At 58.0% G+C, this 14,007-nt stretch carries 11 protein-coding genes; 9 read left to right on the top strand and 2 right to left on the bottom strand.

Translation table 11 applies throughout. The features are described from left to right. Positions 1-29: 29 nt before the first annotated feature. From UN63_RS04600 to UN63_RS04580, 5 genes are all read left to right on the top strand, one after another. Entirely contained in the window at positions 30-1,187 is a 1,158-nt protein-coding gene (locus UN63_RS04600; protein ID WP_104485605.1) for an iron-containing alcohol dehydrogenase, read from the top strand. Between the two features lie 27 nt (positions 1,188-1,214). Then, positions 1,215-2,258 (top strand): NADP-dependent oxidoreductase, encoded by a 1,044-nt coding sequence (locus UN63_RS04595; protein WP_104485604.1) that lies wholly within the window; start codon positions 1,215-1,217, stop codon positions 2,256-2,258. Between the two features lie 49 nt (positions 2,259-2,307). Next, positions 2,308-2,937, top strand: coding sequence for a glutathione S-transferase family protein (locus UN63_RS04590; protein WP_104485603.1), 630 nt, complete (start codon positions 2,308-2,310; stop codon positions 2,935-2,937). A 180-nt stretch (positions 2,938-3,117) separates the two neighbouring features. After that, the gene (locus UN63_RS04585) at positions 3,118-3,783 is read left to right on the top strand and encodes a hypothetical protein (RefSeq protein WP_104485602.1); all 666 of its coding nucleotides are present in this window, start codon (positions 3,118-3,120) and stop codon (positions 3,781-3,783) included. Positions 3,784-4,148: 365 nt separating this feature from the next. Then, positions 4,149-6,293: a putative bifunctional diguanylate cyclase/phosphodiesterase gene (locus tag UN63_RS04580; RefSeq protein ID WP_104485601.1), complete on the top strand. Its 2,145-nt coding sequence runs from the start codon at positions 4,149-4,151 to the stop codon at positions 6,291-6,293. 92 nt (positions 6,294-6,385) lie between these two features. Here the strand turns inward: UN63_RS04580 and UN63_RS04575 are convergent, their stop codons facing one another. Next, the gene (locus UN63_RS04575; RefSeq protein ID WP_104485600.1) at positions 6,386-7,351 is read right to left on the bottom strand and encodes a TDT family transporter; all 966 of its coding nucleotides are present in this window, start codon (positions 7,349-7,351) and stop codon (positions 6,386-6,388) included. Positions 7,352-7,443: 92 nt separating this feature from the next. On the opposite strand from UN63_RS04575, the gene UN63_RS04570 reads away from it, so the two are divergent. The 4 genes from UN63_RS04570 to UN63_RS04555 all read left to right on the top strand — a co-directional run bounded on the left by UN63_RS04570 (position 7,444) and on the right by UN63_RS04555 (position 12,355). Beyond that, the gene (locus tag UN63_RS04570) at positions 7,444-8,316 is read left to right on the top strand and encodes a LysR substrate-binding domain-containing protein (RefSeq protein ID WP_104485599.1); all 873 of its coding nucleotides are present in this window, start codon (positions 7,444-7,446) and stop codon (positions 8,314-8,316) included. 330 nt (positions 8,317-8,646) lie between these two features. Next, positions 8,647-9,576 (top strand): LysR family transcriptional regulator, encoded by a 930-nt coding sequence (locus tag UN63_RS04565; protein ID WP_104485598.1) that lies wholly within the window; start codon positions 8,647-8,649, stop codon positions 9,574-9,576. Between the two features lie 193 nt (positions 9,577-9,769). After that, positions 9,770-10,879 (top strand): NAD/NADP-dependent octopine/nopaline dehydrogenase family protein, encoded by a 1,110-nt coding sequence (locus UN63_RS04560; RefSeq protein ID WP_104485597.1) that lies wholly within the window; start codon positions 9,770-9,772, stop codon positions 10,877-10,879. A 66-nt stretch (positions 10,880-10,945) separates the two neighbouring features. Continuing rightward, positions 10,946-12,355, top strand: a complete 1,410-nt coding sequence (locus tag UN63_RS04555; RefSeq protein ID WP_104485596.1) for a YfcC family protein — start codon at positions 10,946-10,948, stop codon at positions 12,353-12,355. Positions 12,356-12,433: 78 nt separating this feature from the next. Here UN63_RS04555 and sstT read toward each other — a convergent pair whose 3' ends face one another. Then, positions 12,434-13,654: a serine/threonine transporter SstT gene (gene sstT / locus UN63_RS04550; RefSeq protein ID WP_104485595.1), complete on the bottom strand. Its 1,221-nt coding sequence runs from the start codon at positions 13,652-13,654 to the stop codon at positions 12,434-12,436. Positions 13,655-14,007: the final 353 nt, after the last annotated feature.

Genomic DNA, 14,007 nt, shown 5'->3' with positions numbered 1-14,007 from the left:
TTAAAATCACTCATAACGAGGTTTAACTTATGCAAGATTTCAGCTTCTACAACCCGACCCGTATCGAATTTGGCGCCGGCAAGATAGCCAGCCTGAACCAGCTGGTACCGACTGACGCCCGCGTGCTGGTACTGTTTGGTGGTGAGAGTGCCCGCCGTACCGGCACCCTGGATGAAGTCACCGCCGCCCTGGGTGACCGTGAGGTGCAGCTGTTCGGCGGTATCGAGCCCAACCCCAGCTTCGAGACCCTGATGGAAGCCGTGGCGCTGGTACGCAGCAACGATATCGATTTTCTGCTGGCCGTCGGTGGCGGCTCGGTGATCGATGGCACCAAGTTCGTGGCCGCAGCCGCCCTGTTCGATGGCGATGCCTGGGAGATACTGAAACAAGGCGGACAGAACATAGAGCGCGCCCTGCCCTTCGGCACCGTGCTGACCCTGCCGGCCACCGGCTCCGAGATGAACAAGGGCTCGGTGATCACTCGCAAGGCGCTGCAGGCCAAACTGCCCTTCATGAGCGAGCAGGTATATCCGCTCTTTTCCGTGCTGGATCCGGTCAAAACCTACACTCTGCCCACCCGTCAGGTCGCCAACGGCGTAGTCGATGCCTTCGTGCATGTAATGGAGCAATACCTGACCTATCCGGCCCAGGCGCCGGTGCAGGATCGCTTTGCCGAAGGTCTGCTGCAAACCCTGATCGAGATCGGACCCAAGGCGCTGGCCGAGCCAGAAGACTACCAGACCCGCGCCAGCCTGATGTGGACCGCCACCCTGGCCCTGAACGGCCTGATCGGCGCCGGTGTACCTCAGGACTGGGCCTCCCACATGCTGGGCCACGAGCTTACCGCTCTGCACAACCTGGATCACGCCCAGACCCTGGCCGTGGTGCTGCCCGAGATGCTGCGCCAGCGCAAGGCCACCAAGCTCGGCAAGCTGGTGCAGTACGCCGAGCGGGTGTGGGATATTCGTGAGGGCAGCGACGACGACAAGGCCGAGGCCGCCATCGAGCGCACCCGCGAATTCTTCGAGTCTGTCGGCGTCAAGACCCGCCTAGGCGACTACGGTCTGGGTGCCGAACATATCGACGGCATCATCGACAGCCTGAAAAACCACGGCATGGTCGCACTCGGCGAACACGGCGACGTCACCCCCGAACACTGCCGCCAGATACTGCTAGCCAGCCTGTAAGCCAAGCAACGAATAGAGGAGCACAAGATGAAGCAAACAGCCAACAGCAACCGTCAAATAACTCTGGCCTCACGCCCGGTGGGTGCGCCTACCGCCGCCAATTTCGCCCTGCAGGAAACGGCGATTCCCGAGCCAGCCCAGGGCCAGCTGCTGCTGCGTACCGTTTTTCTGAGTCTGGATCCCTACATGCGTGGCCGCATGAGCGACGCCAAGTCCTACGCAGAGCCGGTGGCCATTGGTGAGACCATGGTCGGCGGCACCGTCAGCCGGGTACATGCCAGTCAACATCCGGATTATCAGGTCGGTGACTGGGTGCTGAGCTACAGCGGCTGGCAGGATTATTCGCTGTCTGATGGTACGGGGCTTATCAAGCTGGACCCCAAGCTGGTGCCGCCTTCCTACGCCCTGGGCGTGCTCGGCATGCCCGGCTTTACCGCCTATATGGGCCTGCTGGATATCGGTAAACCGCAAACGGGCGAAACCATAGTGGTGGCGGCTGCCACCGGCGCCGTGGGCTCTATGGTGGCACAAATAGGCAAGCTCAAGGGCTGCAACGTGGTGGCCGTGGCGGGTGGCGAAGAGAAATGCCGCTATGCGCTGGAGACCCTGGGCGTGAACACCTGTCTCGACCACAAGGCCGATGACTTTGCCGACCAGCTGGCCAAGGCCTGCCCCAACGGCATCGATATCTACTACGAGAACGTGGGCGGCAAGGTGCTGGATGCGGTACTACCGCTGCTCAACACCGGCGCCCGCATCCCGGTCTGTGGCCTGATTTCCCAGTACAACGCCACCGCATTGCCAAACGGGCCGGATCGTCTGGGTCAGCTGATGGGCACCATTCTCATCAAACGCCTGACCGTGAAGGGCTTTATCATCTTCGACGATTACGCCCATCGCTACGACGAGTTCGCCCAGGACATGCGCCAGTGGCTGAGTGACGGAAAAATTCACTATCGCGAACAGATAGTCGAGGAACTGGACAACGCGCCACAGGCCTTTATCGGCCTGCTCCAGGGCCAGAACTTCGGCAAGCTGGTGGTGCGCGTCGGCGACGACGAACTGGCTTAACCCCCAAACGGGGCGGCTAACGCCGCCCCGTTCAACAGAGAGGCAATACATGATCACACTGCATCATCTGAATCAGTCTCGATCCAAACGCATCATCTGGCTGCTGGAAGAACTGGGCCAGCCCTATCGCATCGAGCGCTATCAACGCAATGAACAAACGCGGCTGGCTCCCCCCGAGCTGCTCAAGATACATCCGCTCGGCAAGTCCCCGGTCATCGAGGTCGACGGCAAGGTGCTGGCCGAGTCGGGTGCCATCACCGAATACCTGATCGCACGCTTCGCCCCCGAGCGGCTTGCCCCGGCTCATGGTCACGAAGATTACGCCGATTATCTGTACTGGATCCATTTCGCCGAAAGCTCGGCCATACTGCCGCTGCTGCTGAAGCTGTTCGTGGATATGGACGGTGCCGAAACCAACTTTCTGGCCCGCTATGCCGACACCGAAATCGCCAAGGTGATCGGTCATCTGGAACAGAGCCTGGCCGGACGAGATTATCTGGTGGCCAACAAACTCACCGGCGCCGACATCATGATGTCCTTCATCCTGGATATTCTCGCCAATAACAACGCCATAGAGAGTTACCCCAATATTCGGCGTTATCAGCAGCAATTGGCCAGCCACTCGAGCTATCGAGCCGCCGAAGGGGCTGAGGTCGAATACCCGCCGCATAGCGGCTGAAGGACTGACAAAAGACACCCCGGAAACAAAAAAGGCCGAAGTAGACCAGGGGGGACCATCCGGCTGCAGCAGGCAGCCCCTGCCACCCAGATCGACCAGCTCGCCCGGGCACACTGCTAAAATAAAAAGTGGCACCCTGAAGGAATAGGGCATGTGACTGAACTCAGCACTAGGCGGTATATGAATGACTCGCATCATGAGCCTTCCGGAAATACCAGACTGATCCGCTATCTCAGGTTCGCCCTGTTGATCGGTATTGTTATCGCGCTGAATGCGGGGGGGAGCTGGCTGGCCCGGCAGCTCGATCTGCAGCTGCTGCTCCAACACGATGCACTGATCGGTATAATGGTGCTGGCGGCGGCTTGCCTCTATATCGGTCTGATGGCGGTGCCCTTCATGCCCGGCATAGAAATCGGCCTGGCATTGATGATGCTGCTGGGCAGCAAGGGCGCCGTTCTGGTCTATCTGTGTACCCTTGTAGCCCTGTCGCTAAGCTTTCTGATCGGCAGAACCCTTGCCCCCGGGCGGATTTACCGACTGCTGAACTGGCTGCATCTTTATCGGGCCAGCGCCCTGATCAATCAACTTGCGCCGCTGAACCGGCCACAAAGGCTGGCACTACTCGGCGAGCAACTCCCCAGGGGCATAGCGCCTATGCTGTTAAAACACCGCTACCTGACCATCGCCGTCGCTCTTAACCTGCCGGGCAATACCCTGATTGGCGGGGGTGGCGGCATCGCCCTGGTGGTGGGCATGAGCAGGCTCATTCCTTTTCACGGCTTTATCACCCTGATCGCCCTGACCGTGGCGCCGGTGCCGATCTGGTTTTTCTTTTTCGGCGGTTAGGGTGGCATGTTGCGCTGTGTCATCACCGACAGAAGGAAGCATGTGGTTAATTGATCGGCAGGCCATCTAACAAGCAGGGTTAATCAAGATCAATTAAAGAGCCATTACAGATACATATCTGTTAGATCTATGCTTAACTTTATTCTCATAATACAAGCAGCGCCCGTCAACATTGAACCTGCCGTTGCCTGTTCATGTTATAGATGGCCCACTTGGCTCCATTTTAAGGAGAACCACCCATGGATTGGGAATCTCATACCTGCTCGCGACATATCGAGATAGAGCGACCACCGCACGCTATCAACTTCAAGCTATCACGTCTCTACCTCCCTGCTCCCTGCTCCCTGTGATAGGAAAAATAATAGATGCAGATTGCTATTTTTGATGCCGCCAGTGAGATATTGATGAACGTTGATACTTTTGATGTAACCATCGAGCTGGTAAAGGCGCTGATGCTGTTGTGTATTATCCGTTTTCTGCTGCGTACAGGCAACAAACGTCACGAAGGGCAAAAAGGCTGGAATCTAATTCTGGCGGGCTTTTTCCTGTTGCTGTTCTCTACCTTGATTGATATCACCGACGAATTTCCCGAACTGGCGCAATTTGTGGTGATTGGCAACACCGGAATTCAATCATTTCTGGAAAAGCTGGTAGGAGAAGGCGTAGGTATCTTGTTGCTGTTATGGGGGCTGTTGAGCTGGATCCCGACCCTTAACCAGATGACAGAACGCCTGCATCAGCAGGTTCAGGAACGCACCTCCGAGCAACTGAAGGCGAAGGTATTTACCGAAGCTGTGGTGGAACAGAGCCATGACCTGGTGGTAGCCTGTAATATCGATGGCCAGATCACCCTCTCCAATAACCGTCACAAGAAAGATTTACTCTGGGCTACCCCTGGCCTGTCCCTTGAGGAATGGAGCCATCGCGCTCCCTGCTACCCCCCGAACGGCGTGATTCCTTTGCCTCTGCAGCAACTTCCCCTGTACCGCGCCCTGCACGGCGAAGTGATCAAAGCGGAAGAAATCATGATCCGGGAGCCGGATCAGACGCCTCATCTCCTGCTGGTCAGTGGCTGCCCCATCTATAACCAACTGGGTGAACAAGTGGGCGCCATGATCTCGGCCCACGATATCACCATCCAGAAACAGCTGGAGACCCAACTCAGACATCAGGCCCAGCACGACAGCCTGACCTGCCTGCCCAACCGACTGTTATATAAAGACCGGCTGGAGCAGGCGATCCGGCGAGCCCAGCGAAGAAAGGAGCCGGTGACGGTGATGATGCTGGATCTGGACAGGTTCAAGGAGGTCAACGACAGTCTGGGCCATGCCGCCGGGGATCAGCTCCTGCAGCAGGTGGCTCCGCGTCTGCTACAGTGTATCCGCGACCATGACACCCTCGCCCGCCTGGGCGGTGATGAATTTGCCATCGTGCTGACACCAACCCGGCAAGATGTACCCTACGCCCCCGAGTCAGTCGCCAAACGTATACTGGATCTGCTTACCCAGCCCTTCTGGTTGCATGAACAACAGGTACGGATCGGCGCCAGTATCGGCATCGCCCAGTTCCCTGAAGACGGACAATCCAGCGACACTCTGCTGCTCCATGCCGACATCGCCATGTATCAGGCCAAGGCCGACGGTCGTAACGGTTTCTACTTCTATCAGCCAAAACTGAACCAGAAAGCCCTCGCGCGTTTGAACCTTGAAAACGATCTCGCCCAGGCACTCGAGAAAAACCAGTTCAGTCTCTACTATCAGCCGCTGGTGCAGGCTGCCAACAGTCGCTGTGTCGCGGTGGAAACCTTGCTGCGCTGGCATCATCCAACAAGGGGATTGCTCTTGGCGGACGAGTTCATCCCGCTGGCCGAACGCAGCGGCTTGATTATCCCCATTGGCGAATGGGTAATACGCAGCGCCTGTGCCCAGCTGCAACGCTGGCAGCAGCAAGGGCTGCCCCTGCTCAGGGTCGCGGTCAACCTATCGGAACGCCAGCTGCATCAGCCTGATCTGAGCGAACGCATAGCCCGGATACTGCAGGACACCCGGTTACCTTCCGGCAGCCTTGAGCTGGAACTGACCGAAAGCATGCTGATCCAGGAAAGTGAATCCATGCTCCACCTTCTCGATCGCATACGGCAACTGGGGGTACAGCTATCCATCGATGATTTCGGTACCGGCTATTCTTCACTATCTTACCTGCGGCAGTTCCCGGTCAGCCGGCTGAAGCTGGATCGCTCCTTTGTGCAGGATATTCCCCGGGATACTGTGCTCAGCCAGGCGATTATCGAACTGGCTCATCGTCTGCACATGAAGGTGGTGGCCGAAGGGGTAGAAACCGATGCCCAACGGAGTTTCCTTGCTGCTCATGGCTGCGACGAACTGCAGGGATTCCTGTTTTCCAGGGCGGTACCGCCCGAGGAACTGGCACAACTGCTGGCCCCTACCGGCGATATCAAGTCCACTGCCCAGGTGGGCAACTCCTTGAGATCTCCTGCCAGATCCGGCTGAGCATTCTCCGTAATACGACAAGAACAAAAAGGCCGGTGGGATCATCCACCGGCCTTTTACGTTCACCGAGTCTGCAGTTTAAGCCTGCCGCCTCAGGATTGTGCCAGACCCGGCTCGGCCTTGCGCTGGGGGCCGAAGAACATCGCGAAACGCAGGGCCACATAGGCGACCACCAGGGTGGCCACTATCAGCTCACCGCCGGCCAGCATGCGCAACTGTTCCTGAGTCGGGCCATCCAGCCCCCAGTGTTCGGCGAGTGCAGTCACCTTGAACAGGGCGGTGGCGCTAATCACCAGCGGAAAGGTAAAGGCCGCATAACCCGGGCTGAAGGGCAGACGCAGCAGCCTGGTCAGGGCCAGATAAATCAGCGCCGTCATCAGCACCGCTATGCCCAGCAGTACCGCCACCAGCAGAGGTGAAGGGTTGCTGGTCACCGTCAGGTAACCGGCCAGAGACAGGCTGGCCGGTGCGGCCATGATGGCGATGGTCGGCTTGGCGGCATCCGGCACCTCGGCACAGAAAATCAGTCGATACAGCATTATCGGCAGCATGAAGGCATAACAGATCATGCCAAACCACAACAGACCCAGGGCCAGGGGTGTCAGGGCACCACCGGGGCTGGCCACGGCCGCCACTATGATACCCACCGGCGGAACAAACCAGCTGGGCACCATGTGATGCAGGCGAAAATCCTTGAGCCGATGCCAGACGAAGGTCACCAGAAACACCAGATGCAGCGCCACCGCAAACAACCAGAGTCCGGTACCCAGATTACCGCCTACCGCCTTGGAGACCACCATGGTCGCCATGGCAAAGGTCGGCACCACACTGCCCACGACGGGGTGCGCCAGATCGTCTGCCAGCAGCCGGGGATGCAATACGAACTTGCCCACCAGTATCAGCAGCAGCGCGGCGGCGATGGCGGCGCCCAGCGCCTGGGCGCCACCGGAAAAGAGTCCGGTATTCTCCCAGCACCAGCCAAGACTGGCGATGCCTAATGCTAACCCGGCCATGGGGGTGGGTGCAGCGGCGAAACGATTGCGGGATCTGGTCAGCATGATGGGCCTCCTTGGTAACTGACTCTCATCATAGAAAAACCCATCTATTCATGATATCTAAATGATTTAAACTAAGTGTTTGGTATTTCTAAATGATAAGTCTCAAACAACTGCAGGTGTTTACCAGCATCGCCCGGCACGGCAACCTGGGCCTGGCGGCCGAGGAGCTCTTCCTGAGCAAGGGTGCCCTGTCGCAGGCGCTGGCCGAGCTGGAACGTCGATTGGGCAATCCCCTGTTCGACCGGGTTCACCCCCGCCTGAAGCTCAATGCGCAGGGGCGGCAATTGCAGCCTCTGGCCGAAGAAGTGCTGAGCCGCGTCACGGACATAGAGCATCTGTTTGACGAAAGTGGGGAGCCCAGTGGCACCCTGCTGTTGGGCGCCAGCCAGACCATCGGTAATTACCAGCTACCCAGGCTGTTGGCGCAGCAACCCGGGCTACAAGCCAGGGTGTGTATCACCAATACCCACAACCTGTGCGATATGCTGGCCCGTTTCGAGCTGGATATGGCGCTGATAGAAGGAGAAAACCATCATCCTGCGCTGGTCACCCAGGACTGGCTCGACGACGAAATGCTGATTGTCGCCCATTCGGATCACCCGCTGGCCGGCCAGTCCAACATCGGCCTGACCAGACTCGACCATTGCAATTGGGTGTTGCGCGAACCCCTGTCGGGCAATCGCGAGCAGTTTGACCGAGAACTGCTCCCCCGGCTCGGCGCCCTGGGCAACATACTGGAATTCAATACGCTCGAGGCCGTGATGCAGGCCGTCGAGCATGGCCTGGGGCTAACCCTTATCTCGAAACGAGCGGTAAGCAACCGGCTGGCAGCCGGCCGACTGGCCGCCATCGATGTGAATATTCACTTGTCTCGAAAGCTCCGACTGGTTTGGCACAAACAGAAATACCATTCGGCCCTGCTGCGCCGCTTCATCTCCTTCTGCCAGCAACAGGGCAAAGGCTGAAACGGTGAGTGGCATTTGCCTGAGCGGGTCGGCGAAGCGGGCCCTTTGTCCGGGGTTGATATAACAGTCAAAAAGATAAAATATTTAGGGTCTGTTGACCTTTCGTGATGATTTTTGCAGCAGTTTGTGGGGTCTTGATACAAGGCAGCGCTTATGCCCTGTAGTCACTCTACATAAATAAGCGATAACGCAGTAGCAAGACCCCACAAGCGCTGCTCTGCGGGTTCGGCTAAACGCGTTTTTCTCGAACAAAATTTAACCGCGAAAGGTCAACAGACCCTAATTCGATAGGTATAATTCGGCTAAATCAGGATGACAGGCCAACCCCTTATGAAACTCTCCCAGCTCAATGCTTTCAAGGCCATTGTCGAATGTCAGACAGTCACCGCCGCCGCCGAGCGGCTTAATCTCAGCCAGCCGGCGGTCAGCCGGTTGTTGTCGGCGCTCGAGCAGCGACTGGGGTTTCAGCTGTTTATCCGCAAAGGCAACCGGCTGCAGCTCAGTGATGATGGCGAAGCCTTTTATCTGGAGGTGGCCCGAGCCTTCGAGGCCGTCTCCGGGCTGGATCAGGCCGCCGCCTCCATTCGCGCCCATCGCTTCGGCCGCCTCAATATCGCCGCCATGCCACTGCTTTCCAATGCCTTTCTGCCCCGAACCCTGGCCCGCTTTCTGCACCAGGCACCGCAGATGAAAGTGGCGCTGAAGACCTACCGTTCGGAAGAAGTCGTACACAGGGTGCAGAGCCAGACCACCGACATCGGCTTTGCCTTTATCGATGAGCCACTGGCCGGAGTCAGAGCCCAACGAGTGAAATGCGAGTCGGTATGCCTGCTACCGGCCTGTTCGCCGTTGGCAGAAAAACCGCATATTGATGTGGATGATCTGGCCGAACTGCCGTTGATCCGTCATGAAAAAGATGTCAGCCAGCGCCTGTTCGATGCCCTGCTGCGGCGCTACCAGCTGAATATGACCGAACAGATAGAAGTCTCATTGGCCACCACGGCGGCAGCTCTGGTACGCGAAGGGCTGGGCATGGCCATCACGGACCCCTTTACTGCCCGTATTGCCAGCGAGCATAAGGAGGTGATAGAGCGGCCCCTGGCCTTTTCACTGCCATTCGAATTTGAAATTCTCTACCCGGCCCTGCGTCCGCTCAATCGCCATGCCCAGCGCTTTATCGAGCACTTTACCGAGCTGGCCGAAGACATGGGCATAGTACTGAACATGGGGCCGATGCGGGATCTCTCCGAACCAAAGTGATACAGATCACACTTTCTCTCCGATGGTGACGAAACGCATCATAAAATTAACATCTTAATCATCAAACAATTACATATCGACACCCGCTGCAGTATGTCTTTTCTGCATGGTTCAAGAAGGCCTGTGCATTATTCTGAGCTCTCGGTTTTTCCTAGTCTGGCGCCATCAGCAATCAATCGTCAGAGGAAAAACCATGTTCTCTCGTGTCTCCGTGATCGGCTCCGGCAATGCCGGCCTGACCGCCGCCTACCATTTTTCCCTGATGGGAACCCGGGTCTGCCTGTATGGCGCTCCCGGCTTCGATCAACCGTTGGACGACATCGCTCGGCGGGGGGGTATCCAGGCGCTGGCCGAGTTCAATGGCGTGCCTCTGGAGTTCGCCGGAACCCAGGCCATCGATACCCTGAGTCGCGATCTGGCCGAAGCGGTGGCTTTCGCCGATGTCTTGGTGCTACCGGTACCCTCTTTCGCTCAGGAACCCTTATTCAGGGCCATACTGCCACACTTGCGCGATGGCCAGACCATACTGCTGATGCCGGGCAACTACGGCTCCCTGGTGTTTAATCGCATCAGGCAGGAAGAAGGTTATCAGGCGCTGGACGTCACTCTGGTCGATGCCATCTCCATCCCTTGGGCAACACGCATCGTCGGCCCGGCTCAGCTGGCCATCCTCGGTATGAAGCAGCAGCTACCGGTCGCCGCCCTGCCCGCCAGCCGCACGCAAGAGGCCATAAAACGCCTGCAGCCGCTGATGCCACTGCCGCTGACCGCCCTGGACAACGTGATTGCCGCCGGGCTGGAAAACATCAACTTCGGTGGCCATCCGCTACTGACCACCCTCAACATGGGCCTGCTGGAAAACTTCGACGGCCAGTTCAACTACTACAAGGACTGCTGCTCAACCGCCACTGCCCGGGCGGCTGCGGTAATGGAGCAGGAACGGCTGACGGTAGGTGAGGCCCTGGGGCTGACTCTGAAATCCGAACTGGAAGCCATGAACAGTCTGTATGGCCTGAACGCCGACAGTGTCTATGAGCTGAACCGCACCTCGGAAACTCACGGCAAACTCAATAGCGCCCCAAAATCGGCCCAGGATCGCTATATCACCGAAGATGCCGCCTATCTGCTGGTGCCCTGCTTCGAGTTCGGCCGGCTCGCCGGGGTGAAAACAGCTCTGGTCGAATCCTGCCTGCATATCAACAACGCCTATAACGAAACCGACTATTTCTGCAGCGGGCGTACCCTGGATAAAATGGGCCTGGCCGGAAAATCGGTTCGGGAGATCATGGAACTGGTTGCCTGATACCGAGCGACGGGGCCAGCCGCCCCGTCGCCGGTAACACAGCCGATGCGTAATAAGGACATTCTAATGACCAGAATAAAATTTCCCTCCGCCATTACCATATTGTTCCTGCTGACCATGGTGATGGCGGCGCTGACCTGGATTATTCCCGCCGGTCAGTATCAGATGGAAAAGAACGATACCCTGGGGCGCCTGGTACCCCAGGTGGGTTCCTATCATGCTGTTGATGCCAACCCACAGGGCATTGTCGAGGTACTGATGGCACCGGTTCAGGGGTTTTATGATCCGGACGGCTATGTGGCCCGGGCCGTCGATGTGGCCCTGTTTGTGCTGGTGATCGGCGGCTTTCTGGCGGTAGTAACCCGCACCGGCGCCATCGATGCCGGCATCAACGGCAGCATGACCCGACTCAAGGGCCGGGAAAAATGGATGATACCGCTGCTGATGGGGCTGTTCGCCCTGGGCGGAACCGTCTATGGCATGGCCGAGGAAACCATTCCCTTCTATGCCCTGCTGATCCCGGTGATGATCGCCGCCGGCTACGACAGCATAGTGGGCGTCGCCATCATCATGATCGGTGCCGGCATCGGCTGTCTGGGCTCCACCATCAATCCCTTCGCGACCGTGATTGCCTCCAATGCCGCCGAGATCAATTTTATGGACGGCTTTGGCCTGCGCCTGGCGATTCTGGTGCTGGGCTGGCTGGCCTGCGTCTTCTACGTAATGCGCTACGCAGAAAAAGTGAAACGGGATCCGTCTCTCTCCGTGGTCGCTCACCAGAAGGAAGGAAACGAACGGCATTTTCTGCACGGCAAAGAGCAACAGGCCCCCGAGTTGACTCCAACCCGCAAAATCATTCTGGCCATCTTCGCCCTGACTTTCGGTGTCATGATGTGGGGTGTGTCGGCGGGCGGCTGGTGGATGGCCGAGCTCTCGGCGCTCTTTATCGGCGCCAGCATACTGGTGGGTCTGGTGGGCCGGCTATCGGAAGCCGAGCTGACCGGCAGCTTTATCGATGGCGCCCGGGATCTGCTGGGAGTGGCACTGATTATCGCCATTGCACGCGGTTTGGTGGTGGTGATGGATAACGGCAATATCACCCACACCATCCTTCACTACGCCGAAGGAATACTGGCGGACCTGAACCAAATCACCTTTATCAATGCCATTTACGGAATAGAAGCGGTGATGAGTCTGATCGTGCCTTCTTCCTCCGGACTGGCGGTGCTGTCGATGCCGATACTGGCACCACTGGCCGATTTCAGCGGCATAGGTCGCGAACTGGTGGTAACCGCCTTCCAGTCTGCCTCCGGCCTGCCCAACCTGGTGATGCCCACTTCCGGCATCGTGATGGGCGGCCTGGCCATAGGACGGGTGTCCTATGGCGCCTGGCTGAAGTTTATCGGTCCCCTGTTGGGCGTGCTTACCCTGATGGTCATGGCGATGCTCAGCCTGGGGGTGGTGCTGGGCAGTTAACCTCGGTCCACCGAACGCGGGAATAAAAAAGGCCGCGGGCATAACGCCCGCGGCCTTTGTCGTTCACCGGGCCCGGGATCAGGCCTTGTTCTGCTCCGCCTGACAGGCGGCGGCGGTAAACAGCACGTCGGTGGAGCTGTTTAGGCCGGTTTCTGCCGAGTCTTGCAGTACGCCGATGATAAAGCCCACTGCCACCACCTGCATCGCCACCTCGTTGGAGATGCCGAACAGGCTGCAGGCCAGGGGAATCAGCAGCAGCGAGCCGCCGGCCACGCCGGAGGCGCCACAGGCAGAAATGGATGCGATCACGCTCAGCAACAGGGCAGTGGCAATGTCCACTTCTATGCCCATGGTGTGCACGGCAGCCAGGGTCAGCACGGTAATGGTGATGGCGGCGCCGCCCATGTTGATGGTGGCCCCCAGAGGGATGGACACGGAGTAGGTGTCTTCATGCAAATCCAGCCGCTTGCACAGGTCCATGTTCACCGGAATGTTGGCGGCGGAGCTGCGGGTAAAGAAGGCGGTCACGCCGCTCTCGCGCAGGCACTTGAACACCAGCGGATAAGGATTGCGACGAGTCTTGTAATAGACGATCAGCGGGTTCATCACCAGGGCGATGATCATCATGGAGCCGATCAGCACAGCCAGCAGCTGGGCGTAACCCCAAAGGGCCTCGAAGCCGGTGTCGGCGATGGTGCTGGCCACCAGGCCGAAGATGCCGATGGGCGCCAGCCGGATCACGAACTTGACGATGCCGGACACGCCATTGGCAATATCCCGGAACAGGTGCTTGGAGGAATCGGCGCCGTGACGCATGGCCAGTCCCAGGCCGATGGCCCAGGCCAGCACACCGATGAAGTTACCGGTCAGCAGCGCATTGACGGGATTATCCACTACCTTGAACAGCAGAGTCTGCATCACCTCACCGATACCCTCGGGCGGAGAGGCTTCAATACCGTTGGTCACCAGCACCAGCTCGGTGGGGAAGATAAAACTCATTACCACGGCGGTCAGGGCGGCGGCAAAGGTACCCAACAGGTACAGCGACAAGATCGGCTTGATGCTGGTCTGGTTGCCTTTCTTGTGATTGGCGATGGACGAGGCCACCAGCACGAACACCAACACCGGCGCCACGGCCTTGAGCGCGCTCACAAAGAGATTGCCCAACAAGCCGACCGAGGTGGCGGTGGCCGGCGATGCAACTGCCAGCAGGGTACCGGCAATGATGCCGATCAGGATTTGAGTGACCAGGCTGCCGCTGTTGGCGACCCGTAGCAGAAGGGGTTGTGTTTGGTTCATAGTCATCCTTTGATGGGAGAAAATCCATCTCATACACTGAAGTTGATGCGACTTTATAGCAGAACCGACTAGAAAAAAACCAAAAGTGCAGCATTTTGCAACAAATGACACATCTGGACCTGTTTTTATGCTGATTTTGAATATATAAAAAGCTGAAAACCTTGATTTTAGAAATAAAAGCCGCCTTTCCCCAGCATCAGGCCGTCATCACCTGGAAGATTCCGTCTGTTCAGTCAATCCGCTCCTATTGCCGTTTGGCTCCATTTTTTATCGGCTCCTGCTACGCTTGAGAATCTACTGGAGTATCGTTGCCAACAGATGGCTAATCCGATAGCCACTCCAATAACAACGCC

This window comes from Oceanisphaera arctica (assembly GCF_002936955.1).
GTDB lineage: Bacteria > Pseudomonadota > Gammaproteobacteria > Enterobacterales > Aeromonadaceae > Oceanimonas > Oceanimonas arctica.
This window is presented reverse-complemented; position numbering and strand designations above follow the sequence as displayed.

Excerpts from the sequence above, each read along its gene's own strand:
- UN63_RS04595 (WP_104485604.1), top strand. The coding sequence starts at position 1,215 with ATGAAGCAAACAGCCAACAGCAACCGTCAAATAACTCTGGCCTCACGC.
- UN63_RS04575 (WP_104485600.1), bottom strand. The coding sequence starts at position 7,351 with ATGCTGACCAGATCCCGCAATCGTTTCGCCGCTGCACCCACCCCCATG.
- UN63_RS04585 (WP_104485602.1), top strand. The coding sequence starts at position 3,118 with ATGAATGACTCGCATCATGAGCCTTCCGGAAATACCAGACTGATCCGC.
- UN63_RS04560 (WP_104485597.1), top strand. The coding sequence starts at position 9,770 with ATGTTCTCTCGTGTCTCCGTGATCGGCTCCGGCAATGCCGGCCTGACC.
- UN63_RS04570 (WP_104485599.1), top strand. The coding sequence starts at position 7,444 with ATGATAAGTCTCAAACAACTGCAGGTGTTTACCAGCATCGCCCGGCAC.
- UN63_RS04580 (WP_104485601.1), top strand. The coding sequence starts at position 4,149 with ATGCAGATTGCTATTTTTGATGCCGCCAGTGAGATATTGATGAACGTT.
- sstT (WP_104485595.1), bottom strand. The coding sequence starts at position 13,654 with ATGAACCAAACACAACCCCTTCTGCTACGGGTCGCCAACAGCGGCAGC.
- UN63_RS04590 (WP_104485603.1), top strand. The coding sequence starts at position 2,308 with ATGATCACACTGCATCATCTGAATCAGTCTCGATCCAAACGCATCATC.
- UN63_RS04600 (WP_104485605.1), top strand. The coding sequence starts at position 30 with ATGCAAGATTTCAGCTTCTACAACCCGACCCGTATCGAATTTGGCGCC.
- UN63_RS04555 (WP_104485596.1), top strand. The coding sequence starts at position 10,946 with ATGACCAGAATAAAATTTCCCTCCGCCATTACCATATTGTTCCTGCTG.
- UN63_RS04565 (WP_104485598.1), top strand. The coding sequence starts at position 8,647 with ATGAAACTCTCCCAGCTCAATGCTTTCAAGGCCATTGTCGAATGTCAG.